The organism is Nocardia macrotermitis (assembly GCF_009604405.1).
Lineage (GTDB): Bacteria > Actinomycetota > Actinomycetes > Mycobacteriales > Mycobacteriaceae > Nocardia > Nocardia macrotermitis.
Map to the genome: position 1 here is coordinate 641,967 of NZ_WEGK01000002.1, position 24,649 is coordinate 666,615.

Here is a 24,649-nt window from a genome sequence, read left to right on the forward strand (position 1 = left end):
GGCCGCTGATCAGGCGAAAGATGCTGCGGCGGCGGGGGATTCGCCGACCCGGCAGCTGCCTGTGCAGCAGTCGGCGAGTGACGCCACCGCCGGGAGTGATTCGCCGACCGAGCAGATTCCGGTGCAGCGGGCGGTGTCGAAGGTCGCGGTGACCTCGCAGGCCGGTTCGGCGTCGAAAGATGTTGCGGCCGAGGGTGATTCGCCGACCGAGCCGAATGCCGCGCAGCGGTCCGAGGCGAAGGACACCGCTGCGGCAGGCGCCGCCGCGAAGAGCGCCGGTAGGGCGAAGTCCACTGGTAACGCGAAATCCGCTGGCACCAGCGGTGATTCGGCCCGTCACCGGGATCCGGTGACCGCGCTGCGCGGCTCCGGACGTTCCACGAAGGTCCTCATCTCCCTGGTCACCGTGGTCGCCGTCGTGCTGGCCGGGGTGGCGTGGTGGCTGTTCGACAGCTTCGACAAGACCCGGATCACCGCGTACTTCGACAAGTCGATCGGCATCTACCAGGGCTCGGAGGTACGGATCCTGGGTGTGCCGGTGGGGCACGTGGATTCGATCACGCCGATGGGCGATCAGGTCAAGGTCGTCATGTCGGTCGACCGGAAGTACGACATCCCGGCCGACGCGTCGGCCGCGCAGATCACCCCCTCGGTGGTCTCGGACCGATACATCCAGCTCAGCCCGGTCTACAAGGGCGGGCCGAAGATGGGCCGCGAGGCGACCATCCCGAAGGACCGCACCGCGACCCCGGTCGAGGTGGACCGGCTCTACAAATCTATCGCGCAGCTGTCCGACGAACTGGGCCCCAACGGCGCGAACAAGAACGGCGCGGTCAACCAGCTGGTCGAAACGGGTGCGAAGAATCTGGCCGGGAACGGTGACGCGCTGGCCAACAGCCTCACCCAGCTCTCGCACGCGGCCCGCTACCTGTCCGACGCGCGCGGCGACATCTTCGGCACCATCAAGAACTTGCAGATCTTCGTGAACACGCTGGCGGTGAACGACGCGCAGGTGCGGCAGTTCAACACGCAGCTCGCGGATCTGGCCGGATTCCTCTCGGGGGAGCGGCACGATCTTGGGCAGGCGCTGAACCTGCTGTCGGTCGCGCTCGGGGACGTGGCCCGGTTCATCGACGACAATCGCTCGCTGGTCGCGAGCAACGCCGCGTCGCTGACCAAGCTGACCCAGACCCTCGCCGATCAGCGCAACGACGTGGCCAACCTGCTGCCGGTGCTGCCGCTGGCGCTGAGCAACCTGATCAACGTGCACAACGGTGAGACCGGCACCCTGGACATGCGGGCCAACTTCACCGATCTGCAGAATCCGTTCGGCACGATCTGCAAGCTGATCGACCTGGGCCAGCTGCGTCCGGGCGATCCGAAGTTCGACGCGATCAGCCGGCAGATGCGGCCGATCCTGGACAAGTGCAAGACCGTCACCGATCAGATCAAGGCGGGTGTGGTGACGCCCTCGCTGAACCTGCCGTTCGGCATCCTCAGCGGCGAGAACCAGCAGCGCGCCCCGGTGCCGGGCACCGTGCCCGGGACGCCGTCGAATCAGCAGCCGCCCTCGCAGAAGCCGGGAGGCCAGAAGTGAAGCCGCTCAAGATGGCCTGTGCCGCAACGGTTCTGGGCGTCACGACGCTGCTGGTGAGCTCCTGCGGTTCGGCGGGGATCTACAGCGTGCCGCTGCCCGGCGGCGCGGACGTCGGCGATCATCCGCTGCACCTGGACATCCGCTTCGACGATGTGCTGGACCTGGTGCCGCAGTCCGCGGTGAAGGTGGACGGTATCGCCGTGGGGCGGGTGGACAAGATCGAGGTCGCGCCCGATGGCTGGACCGCGAGTGTGCGTGTGGTGGTGAACGATTCGGTGAAACTGCCGTCGAACGCGCACGCCGAGGTGAAGCAGACCAATCTGCTGGGCGAGAAGTTCATCGAGCTGACCGCGCCCACCAAGGACGTCTCGGACAAGCCGCTGCACGACGGCGAGGTCATCCCGGTGCAGAACACCCAGCACGCCACCGAGGTGGAACAGGTGCTGGGCGCGCTGTCGCTGCTGCTCAACGGTGGTGGCGTCGCGCAGTTGCAGCCGATCGTCACCGAGTTGAACAAGACCCTCGGCGGTCGCGAGGACAAGGTCCGCTCGCTGCTGAATCAGACCGACACACTGATCAAGGGTCTGAACGATCAGGTCGGTGATATTCAGCACGCGCTGGACGGGCTGGGCACGTTGTCCGAGCGGGTCGGCCAGCAGAGCGACCAGATCGCGAAGGTGCTGGACGAGCTGCCCGCCGGTATCCACATCCTGGATCAGCAGCGGCCCGAGCTGATCGGGCTGTTGACGCAGCTCAACCGGGTCGGGCAGGCCGGTATCTCGGTGCTGGACAGGTCCAAGGACAACCTGATCGCGGATCTGACCGCGTTGCGGCCGACGTTGCAGGAACTGGGCCGGTCGGCGCCGGATCTGGTGACCGCGTTCCCGCTGATCCCGACGTATCCGTTCCCCGACGAGGCGATCAAATCCGAGTTCGGTGGTTCGGTGAACACCTGGCTGTCGGTGGATCTGCAGATCGGCACCATGTTGAAGAGCCTGGGCGTGGGTGAGCCGAATCCGGTCTACATTCCGCCGAAGGGACGTCCGGTGGCGGTCGATCCGACCAATCCCTATTACAACGGCAACGGTCCGCGGCCGGGCTGGCCGACGGTGTCGCTGCTGCCGCTGCCGCCGACCGTGGTGACGCCCGCCAACGCCGAGCCGGGTGATCCGATCGGCTCGATTCTGAATCAGTTGGGAGTGAAGCCGAGATGAGCAAACTCGTCCGCTATCAGCTGATCGCCTTCGGTGTGATCGCCGTGCTCGGGGTGGTTTTCGTCGGCGCGAAATACGTGCATCTGGACCATATGCTGGGCTTCGGCCAGTATCAGGTGCGGGTGCAGATGAAGACCACCGGTGATGTGTCCAAGGGCGCGGAGGTCACCTATCGCGGTGTTCCGGTCGGCACGGTCGGTGCGCAGGACATCACTCCCGACGGCGTGGTCATCTATCTCGAGATGGATTCCGGTAAGCCGAAGGTGCCCGCGAACGCCAAGGCGGTCGTGGCCGACCGGTCGGCGATCGGTGAGCAGTACGTGGATCTGGTGCCGTCCAGTGACGGCGGGCCGTATCTGCGGGACGGGTCGATCATCGTCGGCGGCGAGACGCCGCTGCCCGTGCAGGACCTGCTGTCGAGCGTGAACACGCTGGCCAGTACGACGGATCTGAAGGCGTTGAGCACGACGGTCACCGAACTGGGCAAGGCGTTCGACGGGCAGGGCGACAACCTGCGCGTGCTGATCGATTCGCTGAACAAGTTCTCGGTGACCGGGTTGGACGCGCTGCCGCAGACGGTGGCGCTGATCAAGGACGCACAGACCGTCCTGCAGACCCAGGTCGATCAGGGCGGGGACATCCGGCAGTTCAGCGACGGTCTGGACAAGGTGGCCGCGCAGTTGCGGGCCAACGATCCCGATATCCGCAGGTTGATCGGCACCGGCACCGATTCCGGCAATGCGATCGGAAAGCTGTTGCAGGAGAGCGGCGATCCGCTGACCAAGGATCTGGCGAATCTGCGCACGGTGCTGGCGGCGGTGTCGCCGAAGTACTACGGCCTGAAGCCGCTGTTGCAGATGCTGCCGCTGCTGTCGATCGGCGGTTCGGCCACCGCGCCGGGCGACGGGACCACGCACTTCGGGCTGGTGCTGGAAACCAACAATCCGCCGGCCTGTACGCTCGGGTACGAGGGCACGCAGCGGATTCTCGCGCAGATGAAGGCGAAGAATCCGGACTTCGATGACACCCGCGACGATTTCCCGTTCAACAAGGACGCGAAATGCGTTGTGCCGCAAGGTAGTCCGACGGACGTGCGGGGCGGAGCCCGGGCCACACTGGCCGATCCGAGCGTTCCACAGCCGTGGGACAACAAACCCAAGACCGATCCGGACAAGTTGAACCTGAACCCGGTCGCCACCCAGCTGGCCACTCTCATCGGAGTGACCCCGAAGCGGTGACGGTCGGACAGGGGCGACGAGCCCGGGAAAATAACGACGCTAGGGTGTCGCTGTGAGTACTGACCTGTCCAACGTCACGTCGCAAGCTGCGCAGATACCTCCGGAAGAGGTTGATTCGAAGGTTGCTGCCGATTCGTCGGGGACCATCACCGAGGTGTCGGAGGTGATCTCCGGCCCCTCGGTGCTGCGCACCGTGGTGACCTGTGTGGCCGCCGTCTGGCTGGTCGCGGCGCTCGTCGCGGCCGCCTGGTTCGGCGTCGGGTGGGTGCGGGCCGGATTCTTCACCGACGCGCCCCGGGCCCAGGCCCGGGACACCGCGTTGGATGCGGCGCGACAGGCGGCGCTCAACCTCAGCTCGATGAATCCGGACGATGTCGACGGCTCCATCAAGCTGATGCAGTCCTCGATGACCGGTCAGATGCTGGACGAGTTCAACCAGAACCACGACCGCATCAAGGAGACCGCGCAGCAGGCCAAGACGCGGCTGGACGCGAAGATCCTCGGCGCCTCGCTGACCTCGCTGAACAGTGAGCGGGACAAGGCGTCCGCGCTGGTGGTCGTGCAGCAGACGCAGACCGCGCCGAATGTGCTGGTGCAGTCGTTCCGGGCGACCTGGACCCTGGATCTGACCAAGGTCGGGGGGCTGTGGAAGACCGATCAGGCCAATTCGCTGGGTGATCTGGTTCCGTTGGACAACGCGGGGTCGAACGCGTCGGCGGCGCAGCCGCAGGCTTCGTCCCAGCCCGGGGCGTCCACCCCGGCGCCCGCACCGAGTGGCACTCCCGCGCCCGCGCCGCAGAGCCAGCCGGGTTCGTAGGAGGAATTGGTCAATGACTGAACGTCGTCCCGTCAACAAGATCTCCTCCCGGATGCGGCCCGCGGGCCGGGTCGCGGAGAGCACTGTTCGGAAGCGGACCTCGCGCGTTACCGCCGGAGCCGGGCGTACCGAGGCGGCCGCGGGGAGTGTCGCGGGCAAGGTTTCCGGTGCGAAGGCCGCCGGTCGGCGGGCTGGCTCGGGCCATGAGTCCGCGGGGAGCTCGCTCCGGGTGCCGCGCGTGGCCGTGCCCTCGATGCCGCGGTTCCGCGCGTCGGGGTGGGGTTGGGGTGCGGGGCTGCTCGCGGGTGCGGTCGTGCTGACCGCGTTCGCCGTGGTCGCGTTCCTGCGGCCGGGGGTGAGCGACGGCAACTCCGCGTTCGTGGATTCCGCGTCGACGCAGCAGGTCACCGCGGCCGCCGACAATGCGTTGAAGACCATCTACTCGTACGACGTGAAGAACATCGACGGCTACAAGGACGCGGTGCACAAGGTCGTCACCGGGAAGATGCTGGGCGACTTCGACAAATTCGCCGACACCACGGTCTCCGCGGTGAAGCAGGCGCAGTCCACCGCGACCGCGACACCGGATCCCGTGGGTGTGACTTTGCTCACCGGCGATCGCGCGGAGCTGTTGGTGGATCTCACAGTCGCCTCGACCAAGAGCGGTGTGGCGCAGGCGAGTGCCTCCGGGCCGATCGTGTTGCGCATGCAGAAGATCAACGGACACTGGCTGGCCAGCGAAATCACCGACCGCTGAGTTTTCATTGATGGCAGAACCGCTGTTCAGGGCGTAGTTATTGAATTCCGGCGATGCTGTGAACGCGTGAACGTGCAGCGCCGCAGGCGATCTCGCGGGTAACGGGGCGGCCCCGCCACTTGACGAGTTCGGTCCGAACCGTCACGCTATTCACAACAGCGGCAGCTGTCACAGGGTCCAGGACCCGGAGTGATCAGGCAGCCGCCGACCCTGACGCAGCCAGCGAATACGGGTACGGCGCGCCGATACACCGAAGCTGGGCCTTGGTGGTACTTTGACACCCCTGCTTCGGGGGTGTACGTTTGGACTTTGCGCTGGCTGCCTCCTGTCCACACCTTTGATCGCACACTACGAAAGTTCCACCGTCAGGTGTTACTTCCGTTGTCTGCTGTATGGGGCTCGTTCGGGTTGTGACCAGCGGGAATCTCACACAACGAAGCAGACAAGCGACGGTCGCAGGCCCACCGTGCGACTCGCGTGAGGTGCTGGAAGGACGCATCTTGGCAGTCTCCACCCAGACCAAGGCCGGAATCCCCGGAGCCCCGAAGCGGGTGTCTTTCGCGAAGATCCGCGAGCCTCTCGAGGTTCCGGGGCTTCTCGATCTACAAACCGATTCGTTCGCCTGGTTGGTCGGCTCCCCGCTGTGGCGGGAGAAGGCGATCGCCCGTGGCGAGGTGAACCCGTACGGCGGGCTCGAGGAGGTGCTCGAGGAGCTCTCGCCGATCGAGGACTTCTCCGGATCCATGTCCCTGTCCTTCTCCGATCCACGCTTCGAAGAGGTCAAGGCCTCCATCGAGGAGTGCAAGGACAAGGACATGACCTACGCGGCACCGCTGTTCGTGACCGCGGAGTTCATCAACAACAACACCGGTGAGATCAAGTCCCAGACGGTCTTCATGGGTGACTTCCCGATGATGACCGACAAGGGCACGTTCATCATCAACGGCACCGAGCGTGTGGTCGTCTCGCAGCTGGTGCGTTCGCCGGGTGTGTACTTCGACGAGTCCATCGACAAGACCACCGAGAAGACGCTGCACAGCGTGCGTGTCATCCCGTCGCGTGGTGCGTGGCTGGAGTTCGACGTCGACAAGCGCGACACCGTCGGCGTGCGTATCGATCGCAAGCGTCGGCAGCCGGTCACCGTGCTGCTCAAGGCGCTGGGCCTCACGGCCGAGGAGATCACCGAGCGTTTCGGTTTCTCCGAGATCATGATGTCCACCCTGGAGAAGGACAACACCGCCGGTCAGGACGAGGCGCTGCTGGACATCTACCGCAAGCTGCGTCCGGGCGAGCCGCCGACCAAGGAGTCCGCGCAGACCCTGCTGGAGAACCTGTTCTTCAAGGACAAGCGTTACGACCTGGCTCGCGTCGGCCGCTACAAGGTCAACAAGAAGCTCGGCGTGAACATGGGCGAGCCGGTCATCGGCTCGGTGCTCACCCGTGAGGACATCGTCACCACGATCGAGTACCTGGTCCGCCTGCACCAGGGCGACAAGCTGATGACCGCCCCCGGTGGTCGTGAGGTCGTCGTCGAGGTGGACGATATCGACCACTTCGGCAACCGTCGTCTGCGCACCGTGGGCGAGCTGATCCAGAACCAGATCCGCGTGGGCCTCTCGCGTATGGAGCGTGTCGTGCGTGAGCGCATGACCACCCAGGACGTCGAGGCGATCACTCCGCAGACCCTGATCAACATCCGCCCGGTCGTGGCGGCGATCAAGGAGTTCTTCGGCACCTCGCAGCTGTCACAGTTCATGGACCAGAACAACCCGCTCTCGGGTCTGACCCACAAGCGTCGCCTGTCGGCGCTGGGCCCGGGTGGTCTGTCCCGTGAGCGCGCCGGCCTGGAAGTGCGCGACGTGCACCCCTCGCACTACGGCCGCATGTGCCCGATCGAGACCCCGGAAGGCCCGAACATCGGCCTGATCGGTTCGCTGTCGGTGTACGCGCGGGTCAACCCGTTCGGTTTCATCGAGACCCCGTACCGCAAGGTCACCGACGGCCGCGTCACCGATGAGGTGCAGTACCTCACCGCCGACGAGGAGGACCGCGAGGTCCGCGCCCAGGCGAACTCGCCGGTCGACCTCGAGGGCAACTTCCTCGAGGACCGGGTGCTCGCGCGCCGGGGCAACGAGGAGATGGAGTTCGTCGCGCCGTCCGAGGTCACCTTCATGGACGTCTCGCCGCGTCAGATGGTGTCGGTCGCGACCGCGATGATCCCGTTCCTCGAGCACGACGACGCCAACCGCGCCCTGATGGGTGCGAACATGCAGCGTCAGGCCGTGCCGCTGATCCGTTCCGAGTCGCCGCTGGTCGGCACCGGTATGGAACTGCGTGCCGCGGTGGACGCCGGCGATGTCGTGGTGAACGAGAAACCCGGTGTGGTGGAAGAGGTTTCGGCCGACTACGTCACCGTGATGCACGATGACGGCACCCGCCGCAGCTACCGGATGCGCAAGTTCAACCGCTCGAACCAGGGCACCTGCTCCAACCAGCGTCCGATCGTGGACGAGGGGATGCGGGTCGAGCACGGCCAGGTGCTGGCCGACGGTCCCTGCACCGAGAACGGCGAGATGGCGCTGGGCAAGAACCTGCTCGTCGCGATCATGCCGTGGGAGGGCCACAACTACGAGGACGCGATCATCCTGTCGCAGCGCCTCGTGGAAGAGGACGTCCTGACCTCGATCCACATCGAGGAGCACGAGATCGATGCCCGCGACACCAAGCTCGGTGCCGAGGAGATCACCCGTGACATCCCGAACGTCTCCGACGAGGTCCTCGCCGACCTCGACGAGCGTGGCATCGTGCGGATCGGTGCGGAGGTGCGTGACGGCGACATCCTGGTCGGCAAGGTCACCCCGAAGGGTGAGACCGAGCTGACTCCGGAGGAGCGGCTGCTGCGCGCGATCTTCGGTGAGAAGGCGCGCGAGGTGCGCGACACCTCGCTGAAGGTGCCGCACGGTGAGTCCGGCAAGGTCATCGGTATTCGGGTGTTCTCGCGCGATGACGACGACGATCTGCCTCCCGGTGTGAACGAGCTCGTGCGTGTGTACGTGGCCCAGAAGCGCAAGATCCAGGACGGCGACAAGCTCGCCGGTCGGCACGGTAACAAGGGCGTCATCGGCAAGATCCTCCCCAAGGAGGACATGCCGTTCCTGCCCGACGGGACCCCGGTCGACATCATCCTGAACACGCACGGTGTGCCGCGTCGTATGAACATCGGTCAGGTGCTCGAGACCCATCTGGGCTGGATCGCCAAGGCCGGCTGGCACGTTGACGGGTCCGAGTCGGACAGCAAGCCCGAATGGGCGCAGGCGCTGCCGGAGGAGATGTGGAGTCAGGAAGCCGACACCAACATCGCCACCCCGGTGTTCGACGGCGCCCGCGAGGAGGAGCTGACGGGCCTGCTCGGCTCGACCCTGCCGAACCGCGATGGTGAGGTCATGGTCAACGCCGACGGCAAGGCGGTCTTGCTGGACGGGCGTTCCGGTGAGCCGTTCCCGTACCCGGTGGCCGTGGGCTACATGTACATCCTGAAGCTGCACCACCTGGTGGACGACAAGATCCACGCGCGGTCGACGGGTCCGTACTCGATGATCACCCAGCAGCCCCTCGGTGGTAAGGCGCAGTTCGGTGGTCAGCGTTTCGGTGAGATGGAGTGCTGGGCCATGCAGGCATACGGTGCGGCGTACACGCTGCAGGAGCTGCTCACCATCAAGTCCGATGACGTGGTCGGCCGCGTGAAGGTCTACGAGGCGATCGTCAAGGGCGAGAACATTCCGGAGCCCGGTATTCCGGAGTCGTTCAAGGTTCTGCTCAAGGAGCTCCAGTCCCTGTGCCTGAACGTGGAGGTGCTGTCCTCGGACGGCGCGGCCATCGAGATGCGCGACGGCGACGACGAAGACCTCGAGCGCGCCGCCGCGAACCTGGGCATCAACCTCTCGCGCAACGAAGCCGCCACGGTAGACGATCTGGCGCAGTGATTTTGGTCCCGTTCCCCCTGCTCACCCGGCCGCGTGCCGGGCGAGCAGGGCGGTCGGGGCACCTGTTCACGACGATTGAGAATTTGCTCGAAATCAATCCCGACAGGGGAAAGGAAGTTACGTGCTAGACGTCAACTTCTTCGATGAACTCCGGATCGGCCTCGCTACCGCCGAAGACATTCGCAACTGGTCTTTCGGTGAGGTCAAGAAGCCGGAGACCATCAACTATCGCACGCTCAAGCCGGAGAAGGACGGCTTGTTCTGCGAGAAGATCTTCGGTCCCACCCGGGACTGGGAGTGCTACTGCGGTAAGTACAAGCGCGTCCGTTTCAAGGGCATCATCTGTGAGCGCTGTGGCGTCGAGGTGACTCGCGCCAAGGTGCGCCGTGAGCGGATGGGCCACATCGAGCTGGCCGCGCCGGTCACCCACATCTGGTACTTCAAGGGTGTGCCCTCGCGTCTGGGCTACCTGCTGGACCTGGCCCCGAAGGATCTCGAGAAGATCATCTACTTCGCGGCCTACGTCATCACCGCCGTCGACAACGATCTGCGCCACAACGAGCTGTCCACGCTCGAGGCGGAGATGGAGGTCGAGAAGAAGGCCGTCGCCGATCAGCGCGACGCCGATCTCGAGGCCCGCGCCCAGAAGCTCGAGGGCGACATCGCCGAGCTCGAGGCCGAGGGCGCCAAGTCCGACGTCCGCCGCAAGGTCAAGGACGGCGGCGAGCGCGAGATGCGTCAGCTGCGCGACCGCGCCCAGCGTGAGCTGGACCGGCTGGACGAGATCTGGACCACGTTCACCAAGCTGGCTCCCAAGCAGCTGATCGTGGACGAGGTGCTGTACCGCGAGCTGCAGGACCGCTACGGCGAGTACTTCGTCGGCGCCATGGGCGCCGAGGCGATCCAGAAGCTGATGCAGGACTTCGACATTCCTGCCGAGGCCGAGAACCTGCGCGAGACCATTCGCACGGGTAAGGGCCAGAAGAAGCTGCGTGCGCTCAAGCGACTGAAGGTCGTCGCGGCGTTCCAGACCAACGGCAACTCGCCGATGGGCATGGTGCTGGACGCCGTTCCGGTGATTCCGCCGGAGCTGCGCCCGATGGTTCAGCTCGACGGTGGCCGTTTCGCCACCTCCGACCTGAACGACCTGTACCGCCGCGTCATCAACCGCAACAACCGGTTGAAGCGACTCATCGATCTGGGCGCGCCCGAGATCATCGTGAACAACGAGAAGCGCATGCTTCAGGAGTCGGTCGACGCGCTGTTCGACAACGGCCGTCGCGGTCGTCCGGTCACCGGTCCCGGTAACCGCCCGCTGAAGTCCCTGAGCGATCTGCTCAAGGGTAAGCAGGGTCGTTTCCGGCAGAACCTGCTCGGTAAGCGCGTCGACTACTCGGGCCGTTCGGTCATCGTGGTCGGTCCGCAGCTCAAGCTGCATCAGTGTGGTCTGCCCAAGCTGATGGCGCTGGAGCTGTTCAAGCCGTTCGTGATGAAGCGTCTGGTGGATCTGAACCACGCGCAGAACATCAAGTCCGCCAAGCGGATGGTCGAGCGGCAGCGGCCGCAGGTGTGGGATGTCCTGGAAGAGGTCATCGCCGAGCACCCCGTGCTGCTGAACCGCGCGCCCACCCTGCACCGGCTGGGTATCCAGGCCTTCGAACCACTTCTGGTGGAGGGCAAGGCAATTCAGCTGCACCCGCTGGTGTGTGAGGCGTTCAACGCCGACTTCGACGGTGACCAGATGGCCGTGCACCTGCCGCTGTCCGCGGAGGCGCAGGCCGAGGCCCGCATCCTGATGCTGTCCTCGAACAACATCCTGTCCCCGGCGTCGGGTCGGCCGCTGGCCATGCCCCGTCTGGACATGGTGACCGGTCTGTACTACCTGACCCGTCTGCAGGACGACGCGAAGGGCCAGTACCGGGCGGCCACCAAGGACGCGCCCGAGCAGGGTGTGTACTCCTCGCCCGCCGAGGCGCAGATGGCCGTCGACCGCGGTGAGCTCACCGTCCGGTCGATGATCAAGGTGCGGTTGGACGATCAGCGTCCGCCGCGCGCGATCGAGGCCGAGCTGTTCCCGCAGGGTTGGCAGCCGGGCGACGCCTGGCTCGCCGACACCACGCTGGGCCGGGTGCTGTTCAACGACCTGCTCCCGGCGGACTACGCGTTCATCAACGAGCCGATGCCGAAGAAGCGGCAGGCCACGATCATCAACGATCTGGCCGAGCGCTACCCGATGATCGTGGTCGCGCAGACCGTCGACAAGCTCAAGGACGCCGGCTTCTACTGGGCCACGCGTTCGGGTGTGACGGTCTCGATGTCGGACGTGCTGGTGCCGCCGGAGAAGGCCGACATCATGGAGCGCTACGAGGGTCTGGCCGACGGGATCGAGAAGAAGTACCAGCGTGGTGCGCTCGATCACCAGGAGCGCAACAACGCGCTGGTCAAGATCTGGCAGGAGGCCACCGAAGAGGTGGGTGCGGCGCTGCGCCGCCACTACCCGGCCGACAACCCGATCATCACGATCGTCGACTCGGGCGCCACGGGTAACTTCACCCAGACCCGTACCCTCGCCGGTATGAAGGGCCTGGTGACGAACCCGAAGGGTGAGTTCATCCCGCGGCCGATCAAGTCCTCGTTCCGTGAGGGCCTGACGGTTCTGGAGTACTTCATCAACACCCACGGTGCGCGAAAGGGTCTGGCCGACACCGCGCTTCGTACCGCCGACTCGGGTTACCTGACCCGTCGTCTGGTGGACGTGTCGCAGGACGTCATCGTGCGCGAGACCGACTGTGGCACCGAGCGCGGCATCCTGGTCGCGATCGCGGAGAAGCAGGCCGACGGCACGATCATCCGTGACGCGCACGTCGAGACCAGCACCTACGCTCGTACGCTGGCCTCGGACGCGCTCGACGCGAACGGCAACGTCGTGGTGGAGAAGGGTCACGATCTCGGCGACCCGGCCATCGAGGCGCTGCTGGAGGCGGGTGTCACCGAGGTGAAGGTCCGCTCCGTGCTGACCTGCACCACCGGCACCGGCGTGTGTGCGACCTGCTATGGGCGTTCGATGGCGACCGGCAAGCTGGTCGACATCGGTGAGGCCGTCGGTATCGTCGCCGCGCAGTCCATCGGTGAGCCCGGTACCCAGCTGACCATGCGTACCTTCCACCAGGGTGGTGTCGCGGGTGACGACATCACCGGCGGTCTGCCCCGAGTGCAGGAGCTTTTCGAGGCTCGTGTGCCCAAGGGCAAGGCGCCGATCGCGGAGGTCTCGGGCCGGATCCGGCTCGAGGACGACGACCGCTTCTACAAGATCACGATCATTCCGGACGACGGTTCGGACGAAGTGGTCTACGACAAGCTGTCGAAGCGTCAGCGGCTGCGGGTGTTCAAGCACGACGACGGCTCCGAGCGTCTGCTCGCCGACGGCGATCACGTCGAGGTCGGCCAGCAGCTGCTGGAGGGCTCGGCCGATCCGCACGAGGTGTTGCGTGTGATGGGTCCGCGTCAGGTGCAGGTCCACCTGGTCCACGAGGTCCAGGAGGTGTACCGGTCGCAGGGTGTGTCCATCCACGACAAGCACATCGAGGTCATCGTGCGGCAGATGCTGCGGCGCGTCACGATCATCGATTCGGGTGCGACGGAGTTCCTGCCCGGTTCGCTGGTGGAGCGTTCGGAGTTCGAGGCGGTCAACCGTCGCGTCATGGCCGAGCACGGCGATGCCGCGTCGACCGCGTCGGGTCGTCCGGTGCTGATGGGTATCACGAAGGCGTCGCTGGCGACCGATTCGTGGCTGTCGGCGGCCTCCTTCCAGGAGACGACTCGTGTCTTGACGGACGCGGCGATCAACTGCCGCTCCGACAAGCTGATCGGCCTGAAGGAGAACGTGATCATCGGTAAGTTGATCCCGGCCGGTACGGGCATCAACCGCTACCGCAACATCCAGGTCCAGCCGACCGAGGAGGCCCGCGCGGCCGCCTACGCGGTGCCGTCCTACGACGACACCTACTACACCCCGGAAGGCTTCGGCCAGACCACGGGTGCGGCTGTCCCGCTGGACGATTACGGGTTCAGCGACTACCGGTAATCCGGTAGGAGACAACGCAATCCGCCCCGCCTCGGGTTTTCGAGGCGGGGCGGTTGTCGTATGTGTGGGGTGTTGGGTTGCCGGGGCGGTCGGACTGGTTCGGTATCAGATTGGTTCAGTTTCATTGTGCGCCTGTGCATTTTGGTATGGAGTCAAAGTAATCTGTTGTGCCACAACGGTATTCGAGTTACTTGTTGTGGACTGTCGTCGAGTGTGGCGGTATGCTTCGGGCGTGCCTGTCGACATGACGCGATCGCCTCGGGAGTTTGAGATGAACCGGCGTGAAGACTTGTTGCGGGAACTTTTTTTCGACCGGTACCCTGCTGCTATGGCTGGCGTTGCGCACCATCGACCCGAGGAACCGATTCGTTCTCGGCTGGTGTCTCTGCCGGTGCCTCCGCCCGAAGGGTTTACCGCCGCTGACCTGCCTCGACTGATAGAGGTGGTCGATGGCAGCTTCGAGTTGGAGGATGGACAAGTCGTGATGATGGCGCCAGCCGATCCATGGCATGACGAGGTCAGGGACGTGTTGAAGGCCGCCTTGCGCCGTAATGCGCCGCGGGATGTCGTGGTGCTGTCGGAAAAGTCTGTCGACCTGGGTGCATCTGCGCCCGAACCGGACGTTCTCGTGGTGTTCCGCGCGTCCTTCGGACCGCATACATCGGTCTACCGCCCTGCCGATGTGCATCTCGCCATCGAGATCGTTTCACCCAGTACGAAGACCAAGGACCGCAAATTGCGGCCGGTGCAATATGCCGAAGCGGGTATCGAGAACTTCTGGCGTGTCGAGAACGAGAACGATGAGATGGCCGTCTACACCTTCGAGTTGCTTCCCGAGGGCGGTGCTTATGCGCCCAGTGGTGTCTTCCGCAAGCATCTGCGCATTGATCGTCCGTTCGCGATGGATGTCGAGCTGCCCGAGATCACCTGGTGATCCGTATCGCGTGATCAACGGTCCTGATGGGGTGGTCGAGGTCATCGTCAGCACGGTCCCTGGTAGGTGTCGTGGACCTGCTCGGTCGCTGAATTCTGTTGATAGCCAGGGTATCTCGGTGTTCGGTTCGTGTTCGTGGTGGACCGGTTTCGGGTGAGGTGTTGGGAGGTTTATCAGCTCGGTGGGGAATATTCGCTTTCGGTGGGTGTTCGGTGGTGTTACCTTCGAGAGGTATCGAGATCGGCGGGAGGAGTGATCATGGGGCGCAAGGGGTTCGGGCGTGAGGCGTTCGAGTGTGTTCTGGAACATGAACCTGCGCAGGGGGTTTCGGTGCATCATCGGGATTCGGAGGATGAATCCGGCACGGCGTGAACAGGTTTGTGTCGTATGGGTCGCTCCGGAGGTGAAACTGCCGGGGGCGGCCCATTTTTCGTTTTCGTGCAGACGTGCTGGGTGGAGCCGAAGAGGACGAGGCATCAGTTTGTGGTACTGATTTCAGCGGGTTCGAGTCCCGTCACCCAGCCTCGGCGCAGTTGCTCTGCTGGTATGGGCGGCCTGACTTTCATTCAGGACATCCGCCGGTTCGATTCCGGCCTGCGTCACACGGCCCCGTGCTCTGTCGGCCGGGCACCCTGACTCTCGATCAGGGCTACGCGGGTTCGATTCCCGCCGGGTCACGGGGTGGTCTGCTGCCGCCCATGGACAACGCTTCCCGGAGGCTGTATGAAAAGTAGAACGTGTTTCACTTGGGATGGGAGTAGTTGTGGACGGTGCGCTGGGTGAGCTGGTGTGGGGTGGGTTTCAGAAGTTGGGGTTCATTCAGTACGCGGGGATGGAGAATGTGGAGTATCGGGAGGGGTGCAATGTGGTGCAGATGGCGCCGCGAGGGGAGCATCTGAATCACAACGGGGATCTGCATGCGGCGATGCTGTTCGGGTTGGCGGAGACCGCGGCGATGGGGGCGTCGATTTCCGGGATCGTGGATCTGATGGGGGACGCGTTCATCGTGGCGCGGGACGGGCGGATCGAGTATCTGGCGCGGGCCAAAGGGGAAGCGGGGCCGATTCGCGCGACCTCGGAGTTGAGTGCCGAAGTGTTGAGCGGGATGCGCGCGGACATCCTGGCGGGGACGCCGGTCGAGTTGCAGGTGCCGGTGGATATCACCGACAACACCGGAAAGTCCGTTGCCGCAGCGACTTTCACCGCTGTCATCCGGCCGCGGCGTAAGTAGGGAAAATCGTTCGGGGGATCGGCGAGGTCACGCTACTGTCGGTCGGTATGGCATCGAAGGTTTTTCGTCGCGTACTTCGAGTGGCGGGGTTGTCCTGCGCGGCGGCGCTAGCGCTGAGTGGCTGCCGGGGCGGTGATGAACGGCCGGACTACGATCCGGCCGCGCCGGCCGATCCGGGGCTGGTGGTCGCGCGAGTCGATCACTCGCCGTTGGCGTTCACCATGAAGACCAGGCGCGGCGAACGCCTCGATCCGGTGCAGACCTGGCAGGAGGACAACTGTTCCCTGGTGGGCTCAGGATTCCGTACGGCCACGGACACGGTGCTGTTGGGCATCCAGGTCGTCCCGGACGACTGCAAGCCCGGGAACGAGCCGGGTAACGCCAGGCACGGCCACTATCGCTCGCTCGACGACGCGGCCGCGATATTCGGCGCCGACGCGGCCGCGATATTCGGCGCCGACGCGGCCGCGATATTCGGCGCCGACGCGATCCACGTCGATCGGACGAACACCGCCCTGGGACCCGCGGACCTGTTCACGCAGGCCTACTACGAGTGCACGAATTCCTGCCGCCACTACCGGGAGCCGGTGGCGATCATCGAACTCACCGCTCCGGCGGACGCGCGGTACCACAACCTGATGGTGTACTCGCCGTATGGACGGCTCACCACGAAACAGCTGATGGGATACCTGAAACTGCTCGGCACACCGTGAGAATCGAATCGGCTAGTGCGCCCGGCGTTTACGCGGCTTCAGCCGGAGGTTGGGCAGCGGCGGCGCCGGAATGCGTTGCTCCGCAGGATGTCCCGCGATACCCGCGAAACGGCTGAGATCCCTTGTCTCCCAATCGTTTCGGGCCTGCTGGATCTCATCGTGACTGCGGGCCACGAAATTCCACCACATCACCAGATCCGTGCCGAAGGGCTCGCCGCCGATCAGGATCGCATGGGCTCCGGTCGGCGTGGTGAGCGTCAGTTCGGCGCGATCGCTGCCCAGGTAGAGCAGCGGTCCGGCGGGCGCGGGGACGCCCGCCGCGGTCAGTTCGCCGTCGACGACCAGCAGTGCGTGCTCGAATTCCGTTGTCAGCGGCAGATTCACCGTGCTGCCGGGTTCCAGCCGCAGATCCGCGCCCACGATCGGGGTGTAAACCGTTGCGGGGGAACGCATTCCGGCCAACGTCCCGATCAGTACGGTGGCGCGCAGGCCGGGCAACTCCACGACGGGCAGTTCCCGATGCTGCTCGAAATGCGGTGGGATCTCGCGGTCGCCGTCGGGCAGGGCGATCCAGAACTGGATGCCGTGTCCGGCGGGCGCGCCCGGCACTGTGTACTCCGAATGCGCGATGCCGTGCCCGGAGGTCATCAGATTCAGCTGCCCGGGTTCGATCTCGACATCGGAGCCGATACTGTCCCGATGCCGGATCCTGCCCTCGAACGGCCAGGTCACGGTCTGCAAGCCGATGTGCGGATGCGGATCGATATCCGGCGGCAGATCCGGACTCGGCGCGGTGGAGCCGAAATGGTCGAGGAAGCACCAGGCGCCGACGGTCGGCAGATCCCGCTGCGGCAGCACGCGATGCACGGTCACGCCGCGCACGCCGCCCAGCGGCACCTCCCGGGACGGGTAGCTGTCGGTTCGCGGTCCGGGGCCGGGGGTGGCCTCGCAGATCGCCGCCTCGGGATGCTCCTCGAGGTCACTCACCGTTGAATACCTTTTCCGACCACGTGATCATCATATTCCGGGTGCTTGTCCAGCCAGCTCTTGATGAACGGGCAGCGCGGCACGATGGTCCGCTCGCGCGCGATGACGTCCTCGATCGCGGCCTTGGCCAGCACGCCACCGAGGCCCTTGCCCGCGTATTCGGTGTCGACCTCGGTGTGGATGAACACCGTGTCGTTCTCCCGCTCGCGGTATTCGGCGAATCCGGCCAGCTTGTCCTGGTACCAGATCTCGTAGCGCAACTGCGCATCGTTGCGGACAACCGAAGACGGTGTCGTCTGCTCGCTCACTCAGTTCTCCTTCCGCACTCGCACCGGATGCCTGCTCATGATCGACACGCGATTGAAGGCACCGATGGTCGTCGCGGCCCAGATGACGACGGATACTTGGTCGTCCGACATATGTTGCCGCGCAAGAGCATACTCACGCGTCAGGGTTTCCTCATCCGGGAGCGTGGTGGTCGTCTCGGCCAGGACGAGGGCGGCTCGTTGCAGTGGGGTGAACAGGTCGCTGCGCCGCCAGGCGGGCAGCACGTCGAGTTGCTGCTGGGTTACTCCGGCCTCGATCGCGGCGCGGGTGTGCAGGTTCAGGCAGAACGGGCAGCCGTTGATCTGGGAGACGCGGACGTTCACCAGCTCCATCACGTCGCGGTGCAGGCCCGCGGCTTCGGCGGCGTGCTGCACGGCGACGGCCACCGCGCTGAACGCGTGGAACGGCTCGGGGGTCTGTTTATCGATCCAGATGCGGGCGTCGGGTGGAGGTTGCATAGCGATCGAATCGTAACCGCGCCCGGTGTGCGGCGCTCGTCAGCGTTCGCCGCGGAGTTTGCGGCCGACCGCGCCCAGGCCGTCGGCGATGGCGGTGAGTTGGTCGGGGGTGAGGGGATCCAGGAACAGCTCGCGGACCGCGGCGACGTGGCCGGGGGCCGCTTCCTCGAGGGTGTACTGCCCGGCGTCGGTGAGCACGGCGTAGACCGCGCGCATATCGCTCGGACAGGAGCGGCGGCGGACCAGTCCGGCCTGTTCGAGGCGGTCGATCTGGTAGGTGAGTTTGCTCTTGGAGTCCAGCAGGGCGTCGGCGAGTTCGGTCATGCGCAGTTCGTGGTCGGGGGCGGCGGACAGGCGGACCAGGATCTCGTATTGCAGGTGGGACAGCCCCGAATCGCGTTCGAGTTGTTGGTCGAGGCGGCGCGAGAGCATGCCGGTGACGGTGAGGAAGGCCAGCCAGGCACGCTGCTCATGCTCGTCGAGCCAGCGTGGGCCGTTCATCATCCCAGGTTACCGTCTGTCGTTCGAATTGGAATAACCTCGATCGGGCCGCTGTTCAAATTTGAACAGAGGAGCTTTCGGGCAGATTCGAGCAGGTAGAGCCTCGAACGGCAGAGTCGTCGAACTTCGGAGTAGCCATGACATCCATCTTCGATATCGCGGGGCGGGGCAATGCGGGTCCGGCCGCGGCGGAAGCGGCCACGGTCGAGCCGGGGCGCGCCACCGTGCGGACCCGGGTGCGGATTCCGCTCACCTTCGGTGACGGGTACGCGGTCACGGCCGAGGCCGTCACCTTCGACGGGCTGGCCGACGGTCGTGAACATCTGGCGCTGAAGTTGGGTGCGCCCGGGGCGGCGCCGCTGGTGCGGTTGCATTCGGAATGCCTCACCGGCGATGTGTTCGGTTCGGCGCGTTGCGATTGCGGGCCGCAGTTGCGGGAGGCCGTCGAGCGGATCGCACAGGCCGGTGGATATCTGCTCTACCTGCGGCAGGAGGGACGCGACATCGGGCTCTACAACAAGCTCGACGCGTACGCGCTACAGGATCAGGGGCTGGACACGTATCAGGCCAACGCCGCGCTCGGGCTGCCCGAGGACGGCCGGGACTACACCGCCGCCGCGCAGATGCTGGCCGCGCTGGGCGTCGGGGCGGTCGAGTTGCTCACCAACAATCCGGACAAGCCGCGGCAGTTGCGCGCGTTGGGGGTGGATGTGCGGGCCACGGTGCCGACCGGCGTGCACGCGACCGCGCACAACCTTCGCTATTTGCGCGCCAAGGCCCAGCACACCGGGCATACCATTCGATTGATCGGCTGAAAGGGTTTCGCCATGTCCACCGCCGAGACCGCCGGGCGGATGCCCGCGCTGTACCTGAGCCACGGTGCGCCGCCGCTGGCCGACGATCCGCTGTGGCCCGGGCAGCTGGCCGCCTGGTCCGCCGAATTGCCCAGGCCCACCGCGATTCTCGTGGTTTCCGCGCACTGGGAGGATGCGCCGGTGACGCTCGGGGCGACCACGACGGTGCCGCTGGTCTACGACTTCTGGGGTTTCCCGGAGCGGTACTACTCGGTGCTGTACCCCGCGCCGGGCGCGCCCGAGCTGGCCGCGAAAGTGCGTGCGCTGCTGGGGGATTCGGTACACGATGCGCCGGATCGCGGGCTGGATCACGGTGCGTACGTGCCGCTGGTGGAGATGTTCCCCGAGGCCGATATTCCGGTGCTCCAGTTGTCCATGCCGACGTTGGATCCGGTCGGGTTGTTCGAGCTGGGGCGTCGGCTCGCGCCGCTGCGGGAGGAGGGCGTGTTGATCATCGGCAGTGGATTCTTCACGCACAACCTGAGCGAGATGTCGCGCGATGCCGTCGGGGACGAGGCGCCCGCCTGGTCCCGCGAATTCGACGCGTGGGGTCGGGAAACGTTGGCGGCGGGCGATATCGACGCGCTTCTCGACTTCCGGCACACCGCACCGGCCGCACGTCTCGCGCATCCGCGTATCGAGCACTTCGCGCCGCTGTTCGTCACGCTCGGGGCCGGCGAGGGTGACTTCGACAACCGGCGTACGCCGATCGAGGGGTTCTGGCTCGGGTTGGCGAAGCGGTCGATTCAGCTGGGGTGAGCTGGTAGCTCGGTGGGCTCCGGTGACGCTGCGCCCGGTTCGGCGGGGTGGTGCTCGCGCGGGCCGGGAGCAGTCGCGGGCCGAGGTGAGTCCGGCTCGGATGGGTTACTTTTCGCCGAGGGCCGTCAGTGCGCGGTCGACGTCGTCGGATGTGTTGTGGACGTGGAATGCGAAGCGTAGGAAGTTGTTTCGTGTGGTGGCCACGATGTCGGCGGCTTCGACGCGGTCGGCTCGGCCGTATTCGCCGGGGATGGTGACGATGGGGGAATCGCCGGGGACGGCCGGGATGTCCAGGGCCGCCAATCCGGTTCGAAAGCGTTGTGCCAGTGCGAGATCGTGAGCGCCGACGGCTTCGACGGTCAGTTCGTCGATGAGGTCGAGGCCGATTCTGGCGGCGAGGACGCCGAGGCCGTCGGGGGTGCTGTCGTGGCGGCGGGCGGTGGTGGCGAGTTGCCGGGGCGCATACATTTCCGACCACCTGTCGGCCGCGGCGTACCAGCCGGGGGAGGTCGGGTGGGTGAGTTCGGCGGCGGCGGGGTTGATCGCCAGGAGGCTGACGCTGCGTGCGCCGAGCAGCCATTTGAAGGTGGCGCAGACCCAGTAGTCCGCATCTGCGAAGTGCAGGGGGAGCCAGCCCGCGGCCTGGGAGACGTCCAGGAGTAGGTGGGCATTGTGGGCTGTTGTGGCTGTTCGCAGATTTGCGAGGTCCACCAGGCGGCCGTCGGCGGATTGTGCGAGGCTGACCGCGACCAGGGCGGTGGAGGGGCGGACCTCCTGTGCCAGCCGTTCCAGTGGCGCGGTGCGCACCCGCAGGTTGCCGTGGTAGCGGAACGGGTTGGTCACCGAGGCGAAATCACCTTCTGCCACAAGGACTTCCGCGCCCGCGGGCAGGCCCGCGGCGATCGGGCCGACCAGTGTGCCGACGGTGTTCGCGATCGCGATGTCGTCCGGGGTCGCGCCGGGCAGCAGCCGGGTGAACCCCGCGCGGAGGCGATCCACCTCGTCGTCACCGCCCGGGGTTCGCCGGCCCGCGCCCCAGTCGTGCAATGCCGCGTGCAGTGCGGTCAGTCCGCGTTTCGGGGGCAGGCCGAAGGCCGCGGTGTCGAGATAGACGGTCTCGGGGGCGAATTCGCCGGGCAGCAGGGACTTCATGAGACCAGCGTCATCCCGTCGTGGGCGGGCGTCCATAGCCAATTGCCCGTGATCTGGACTGGATCCTCGGTGCGGCGAGCGGACGAGGCGTGGTGTCGGCAGGCTCGATCGGTCTGTGCGTCGTGGATTGTGGTGCGAGGAGGTCGGAGCGAGTTGATGTGTTGTGTGGGTACGGATTCGGCTATCCGGTGGCGGAGCCGAACAGGGCGGTTAGCTCGGCCGGGTCGTATTCGACGGGGGAGCCGTGACCGGGGACCAGGGTGTGGGCGGGCTGGGCGGCCAGGGCGGCGGCGCTGGCCCGGGTGCCGGATTCGTTGTGGTTGAAGAAGGTCGGGAGCAGTTGCAGACCGGTGTGGGCGGAGAGCAGGTGGCCGGTGATGAGGGTGTCGCCGGAGAACAGCACGCCTTCCGAGGGGAGCAGGTAGGCGGTGTGGCCGTCGGTGTGGCCGGGGGTGGGGATCGCGACGATGCCGCCGGGCAGGGCCGCGAGGGTGGCTTCGTCGGCGGTGGTGGCCGTCGGGATCGTGACATCGAGGTGGCGGCCGACGACCCGGAGGGTCTGGGCGAGCCAGCGGCGGCCCCGGGCGTCGAGCAGGCGCGCGGCCATCTGCGCGGGCGAAATCTGTTGCAGGTATTTGCGTTTGGCGTGGCGGACCTCTTCGGGGCCGGTGTAGATCGGCACCTCGAAACGTTCGACCAGTGTCGGGATGGCGCCGATGTGGTCGAGGTGCGCGTGGGTCAGCAGGACCGCGGCGATGTCGTCGAACTGATGGCCGATCTCCCGCACCGACTTCAGCACGTCGTCGGTGTCACCCGGATATCCGGCATCGATCACGGTGACGCCCGAACCGTCGCTCACCAGTGCCCAGTTGACATTCGTCCCGGCGACGACGTGGACGGAGTCGGAAACCTGCTCGATCTTCACCCACGCAACGCTAGCGCGCCTGATCGCTGCGCTGGAACTCGCGCCAGGCCTGCTGTGTCTCGGTCAGCTTCGGGCGCGGGGTGCGGTTGCGGAAGAAGTTGACCACCATCAGCACCGGCAGCAGGAATGCCTGGAAGAAGATCAGATACGACCCGCCGTCGAAGAAGAAGGCCAGATAGATCGCGTAACCCACGAAGACCGCGCCGAAAATGCCGTTGATCGAGCGCGAGACGACGCTCTGCCCCTGCTTCAGCGCCGCCAGCACGAGCATGACGATGCCGCTGAGCGCGAGCAGGGCCACATACCAGTTGAACATGAGAAATCCCCCGAGGTGATGTCCGGTCGTTCCGGTCGGTGCGAAACCATAGCATTCGGCGCACGGGCGCGCGATCGAGATTCACATCACTCGGCGGGCGTGTCCCGCGACGACCAGTTACGCTGTGCGCGAGGACAAGTCGTTGAGGGAGGCGACGGGTATGGGGCTGTTCTTCGAACATCCGACACAGCAGGTTCCGACCGACGTGGTGAGCTCGGAGATCCGGCGCGCGCTGCTCGATTCCGGCGTGAGTGACGCGGCCGCGGCGGCGGCGCAGCGCATGGGCTTGCTCGGGGTGCACGATCCGCGGCTGGAATCGGCGATCACCTCCGCGTTGCAGATCTCGCCGTCGTCCGAGGCCGATGCCGACGATCAGGCCCGCGCGGTCGCCGCGACGCTCGCCACCCAGCCGCCCGCGCAGTTCTTCTGGGGGCGCGCGACGCTGTCGGTGGTGTTGTTCGTCGGGCTCGCGGCCATGGGTTTCTGGTCCGATGCCACCCATCATCCGACGTCGGCGACCGCTTTCTTCGGCTTCGCGGGGGCGGTCTTCGGCATCGTGACGGCGCTGTTGTCCGCGGAGAAGGCGCGTTCCTGAAATATCCGTCCGGTTGGAGGATGGACGTGCCGGATATGTGCGGTACGGTCGGGTGCGCAGGAGAAGGAGGGGATTCGGCGCGATGAACGCTGCTTCACAACACAACGCTGCTTCACAAGACCTGGACGATCAGACCTTGCCCACGATCGGCGAATTTCTGGCTGCCGTCGGGGCGACACCGGTTGTGGTGTATCCCGAGTATCCCGGGGTTCCCGTTGTGCTGCTGGATATTCCGGGAGATTGGCACGGCGTGGTCCGCGAGGTGCTGCCGAATGCGTTCGGGGCCTGGGCATTACCGGCCGAGGCGGGCAGTGTCGCGGCGGAGTCCGGGTGGGTCGAGAACGCGGTGCTGATGGTGTGGCGGCTGTCGCTGCCGGTGGATCCGCGGGCGGTGATGCGTTGCGCGTTCACCGATTCGCGGCGGCTGCCGGACTGGGTGGAACTCGGCGGGGATGTCGAGGATTACGACGGGTTTCCGTCGGCGGAGATCTCCGGCATGTACACCTACGCGGACCTGAGTCTGTGGATGTCGACGCGGTATCTGATCGCCAGCACGCCGACCGGACAGTATCTGTTGCAGCTGACGGTGACGACGTTCGCCGCCGGGGCCGATGAGGGGACGTTCATCGCCGAATCGTTCTCGGTGCAGGTGCCGCCCGCGCGGCCGGGGGTGGGGGCGCACGATCTGCGGACCGGGCCGCAGCCGGTGGTGGTGCCGGAGGATGCCGGGTTCCGGTCGGGGATGTACCAGCCGGAGAGCGAATCACGTTGGCGGCAGGCGGATTACGGGGATTCGGTCGAGTCCTTCGAGCCGGAGGGGGTGGCGCGGCGCGGGGACGGGGTGATCGGCGGGTACGAGTCGGTGCCCGAACAGGTGGTGCCGCGGTCGAACAGGCCGGTCACCGGGGCGCACGCGGTGGTGCGGGATCAGGGATTCGACACTCCCGCGCACGGATACGAATCCACCGATCCGGATGCGTATTCCACGATCATGGGCGTCGAACCGGCGGCGGCCGAGAGTGATCCGCGCGGATCTCACCGCCGGGAGCCGGGAGCGCCGAGTACGGGAAATATGGATTTCCGTATCTGATCTGCCGGGTACATATACATTCTTCGGATGTGACGAGTGAACCGATCGAGTTGCCCGGCAACGGGATCGGCCCTGGTGTGGGTGAATGGGGCGATTATCGGCGGTGTGACTGGTCGA

At 65.9% G+C, this 24,649-nt stretch carries 21 protein-coding genes and 3 tRNA genes; 17 read left to right on the forward strand and 7 right to left on the reverse strand.

All coding sequences use genetic code 11. The features are described from left to right. Nucleotides 1–358: 358 nt before the first annotated feature. The 13 genes from NRB20_RS06740 (at nt 359) to NRB20_RS06800 (ending at nt 16,568) form a co-directional block, all read left to right on the forward strand. Nucleotides 359–1,597, forward strand: a complete 1,239-nt coding sequence (locus NRB20_RS06740; RefSeq protein ID WP_227833312.1) for an MCE family protein — start codon at nt 359–361, stop codon at nt 1,595–1,597. Nucleotides 1,598–1,608: 11 nt separating this feature from the next. Further along, complete coding sequence (locus tag NRB20_RS06745; protein ID WP_153408828.1) at nt 1,609–2,811, forward strand: MCE family protein; 1,203 nt, start codon at nt 1,609–1,611, stop codon at nt 2,809–2,811. Continuing rightward, nucleotides 2,808–4,049, forward strand: a complete 1,242-nt coding sequence (locus NRB20_RS06750; RefSeq protein WP_153408428.1) for an MCE family protein — start codon at nt 2,808–2,810, stop codon at nt 4,047–4,049. The genes NRB20_RS06745 and NRB20_RS06750 overlap by 4 nt, the downstream gene beginning before the upstream one ends. Nucleotides 4,050–4,101: 52 nt before the next feature. Further along, nucleotides 4,102–4,866, forward strand: a complete 765-nt coding sequence (locus NRB20_RS06755) for a hypothetical protein (protein WP_153408429.1) — start codon at nt 4,102–4,104, stop codon at nt 4,864–4,866. Nucleotides 4,867–4,879: 13 nt separating this feature from the next. After that, a complete protein-coding gene (locus NRB20_RS06760) occupies nt 4,880–5,623 on the forward strand; it encodes a hypothetical protein (RefSeq protein WP_153408431.1) in 744 nt (247 codons plus the stop codon). Between the two features lie 392 nt (nt 5,624–6,015). Beyond that, entirely contained in the window at nt 6,016–9,606 is a 3,591-nt protein-coding gene (gene rpoB, locus NRB20_RS06765) for a DNA-directed RNA polymerase subunit beta (RefSeq protein WP_153408433.1), read from the forward strand. A 121-nt stretch (nt 9,607–9,727) separates the two neighbouring features. After that, entirely contained in the window at nt 9,728–13,690 is a 3,963-nt protein-coding gene (locus NRB20_RS06770; protein WP_319944563.1) for a DNA-directed RNA polymerase subunit beta', read from the forward strand. A gap of 232 nt (nt 13,691–13,922) precedes the next feature. Beyond that, the gene (locus NRB20_RS06775) at nt 13,923–14,624 is read left to right on the forward strand and encodes a Uma2 family endonuclease (RefSeq protein ID WP_153408435.1); all 702 of its coding nucleotides are present in this window, start codon (nt 13,923–13,925) and stop codon (nt 14,622–14,624) included. 449 nt (nt 14,625–15,073) lie between these two features. Next, nucleotides 15,074–15,147 (forward strand) — tRNA-His (locus NRB20_RS06780). Between the two features lie 3 nt (nt 15,148–15,150). After that, nucleotides 15,151–15,226 (forward strand) — tRNA-Glu (locus NRB20_RS06785). A gap of 2 nt (nt 15,227–15,228) precedes the next feature. Continuing rightward, a tRNA-Glu gene (locus tag NRB20_RS06790) sits at nt 15,229–15,302 on the forward strand. A 73-nt stretch (nt 15,303–15,375) separates the two neighbouring features. Next, nucleotides 15,376–15,855, forward strand: a complete 480-nt coding sequence (locus NRB20_RS06795) for a PaaI family thioesterase (RefSeq protein ID WP_153408437.1) — start codon at nt 15,376–15,378, stop codon at nt 15,853–15,855. A 47-nt stretch (nt 15,856–15,902) separates the two neighbouring features. Next, nucleotides 15,903–16,568 carry a hypothetical protein gene (locus tag NRB20_RS06800; protein ID WP_153408439.1) on the forward strand — a complete coding sequence of 222 codons (666 nt, stop codon included), beginning with the start codon at nt 15,903–15,905 and terminating at the stop codon, nt 16,566–16,568. 12 nt (nt 16,569–16,580) lie between these two features. On the opposite strand, the gene NRB20_RS06805 is transcribed toward NRB20_RS06800, so the two are convergent. From NRB20_RS06805 to NRB20_RS06815, 4 genes are read right to left on the reverse strand one after another with little or no spacing between them, the layout of a single operon-like run. Then, a complete protein-coding gene (locus tag NRB20_RS06805) occupies nt 16,581–17,555 on the reverse strand; it encodes a pirin family protein (RefSeq protein WP_319944564.1) in 975 nt (324 codons plus the stop codon). After that, complete coding sequence (locus tag NRB20_RS37925) at nt 17,552–17,863, reverse strand: GNAT family N-acetyltransferase (protein WP_319944565.1); 312 nt, start codon at nt 17,861–17,863, stop codon at nt 17,552–17,554. Before NRB20_RS37925 ends, NRB20_RS06805 begins: the two co-directional genes overlap by 4 nt. Further along, nucleotides 17,864–18,340, reverse strand: coding sequence for a carboxymuconolactone decarboxylase family protein (locus NRB20_RS37930; protein WP_227833237.1), 477 nt, complete (start codon nt 18,338–18,340; stop codon nt 17,864–17,866). A 39-nt stretch (nt 18,341–18,379) separates the two neighbouring features. Next, a complete protein-coding gene (locus NRB20_RS06815) occupies nt 18,380–18,841 on the reverse strand; it encodes a MarR family winged helix-turn-helix transcriptional regulator (protein ID WP_153408441.1) in 462 nt (153 codons plus the stop codon). 137 nt (nt 18,842–18,978) lie between these two features. Between NRB20_RS06815 and NRB20_RS06820 the strand changes: the two genes are divergently transcribed. Both NRB20_RS06820 and NRB20_RS06825 read left to right on the forward strand, forming a co-directional pair. Further along, nucleotides 18,979–19,656: a GTP cyclohydrolase II gene (locus NRB20_RS06820; RefSeq protein ID WP_153408443.1), complete on the forward strand. Its 678-nt coding sequence runs from the start codon at nt 18,979–18,981 to the stop codon at nt 19,654–19,656. A gap of 12 nt (nt 19,657–19,668) precedes the next feature. Then, a complete protein-coding gene (locus tag NRB20_RS06825) occupies nt 19,669–20,454 on the forward strand; it encodes a dioxygenase family protein (protein WP_153408446.1) in 786 nt (261 codons plus the stop codon). 105 nt (nt 20,455–20,559) lie between these two features. Here NRB20_RS06825 and NRB20_RS06830 read toward each other — a convergent pair whose 3' ends face one another. From NRB20_RS06830 to NRB20_RS06840, 3 genes are all read right to left on the reverse strand, one after another. Continuing rightward, nucleotides 20,560–21,606: an aminotransferase class V-fold PLP-dependent enzyme gene (locus tag NRB20_RS06830; protein WP_153408448.1), complete on the reverse strand. Its 1,047-nt coding sequence runs from the start codon at nt 21,604–21,606 to the stop codon at nt 20,560–20,562. A gap of 181 nt (nt 21,607–21,787) precedes the next feature. Further along, nucleotides 21,788–22,531 (reverse strand): MBL fold metallo-hydrolase, encoded by a 744-nt coding sequence (locus tag NRB20_RS06835; RefSeq protein WP_319944566.1) that lies wholly within the window; start codon nt 22,529–22,531, stop codon nt 21,788–21,790. A 10-nt stretch (nt 22,532–22,541) separates the two neighbouring features. Beyond that, on the reverse strand, nt 22,542–22,847 hold the full coding sequence (locus tag NRB20_RS06840) for a hypothetical protein (protein ID WP_153408450.1): 306 nt from the start codon (nt 22,845–22,847) through the stop codon (nt 22,542–22,544). Nucleotides 22,848–22,989: 142 nt separating this feature from the next. Here NRB20_RS06840 and NRB20_RS06845 point away from each other — a divergent pair, with 142 nt between their 5' ends. After that, a complete protein-coding gene (locus NRB20_RS06845; RefSeq protein WP_153408451.1) occupies nt 22,990–23,442 on the forward strand; it encodes a hypothetical protein in 453 nt (150 codons plus the stop codon). Between the two features lie 82 nt (nt 23,443–23,524). Then, nucleotides 23,525–24,532, forward strand: coding sequence for an LpqN/LpqT family lipoprotein (locus NRB20_RS06850; RefSeq protein ID WP_153408453.1), 1,008 nt, complete (start codon nt 23,525–23,527; stop codon nt 24,530–24,532). Nucleotides 24,533–24,649 lie beyond the last annotated feature (117 nt).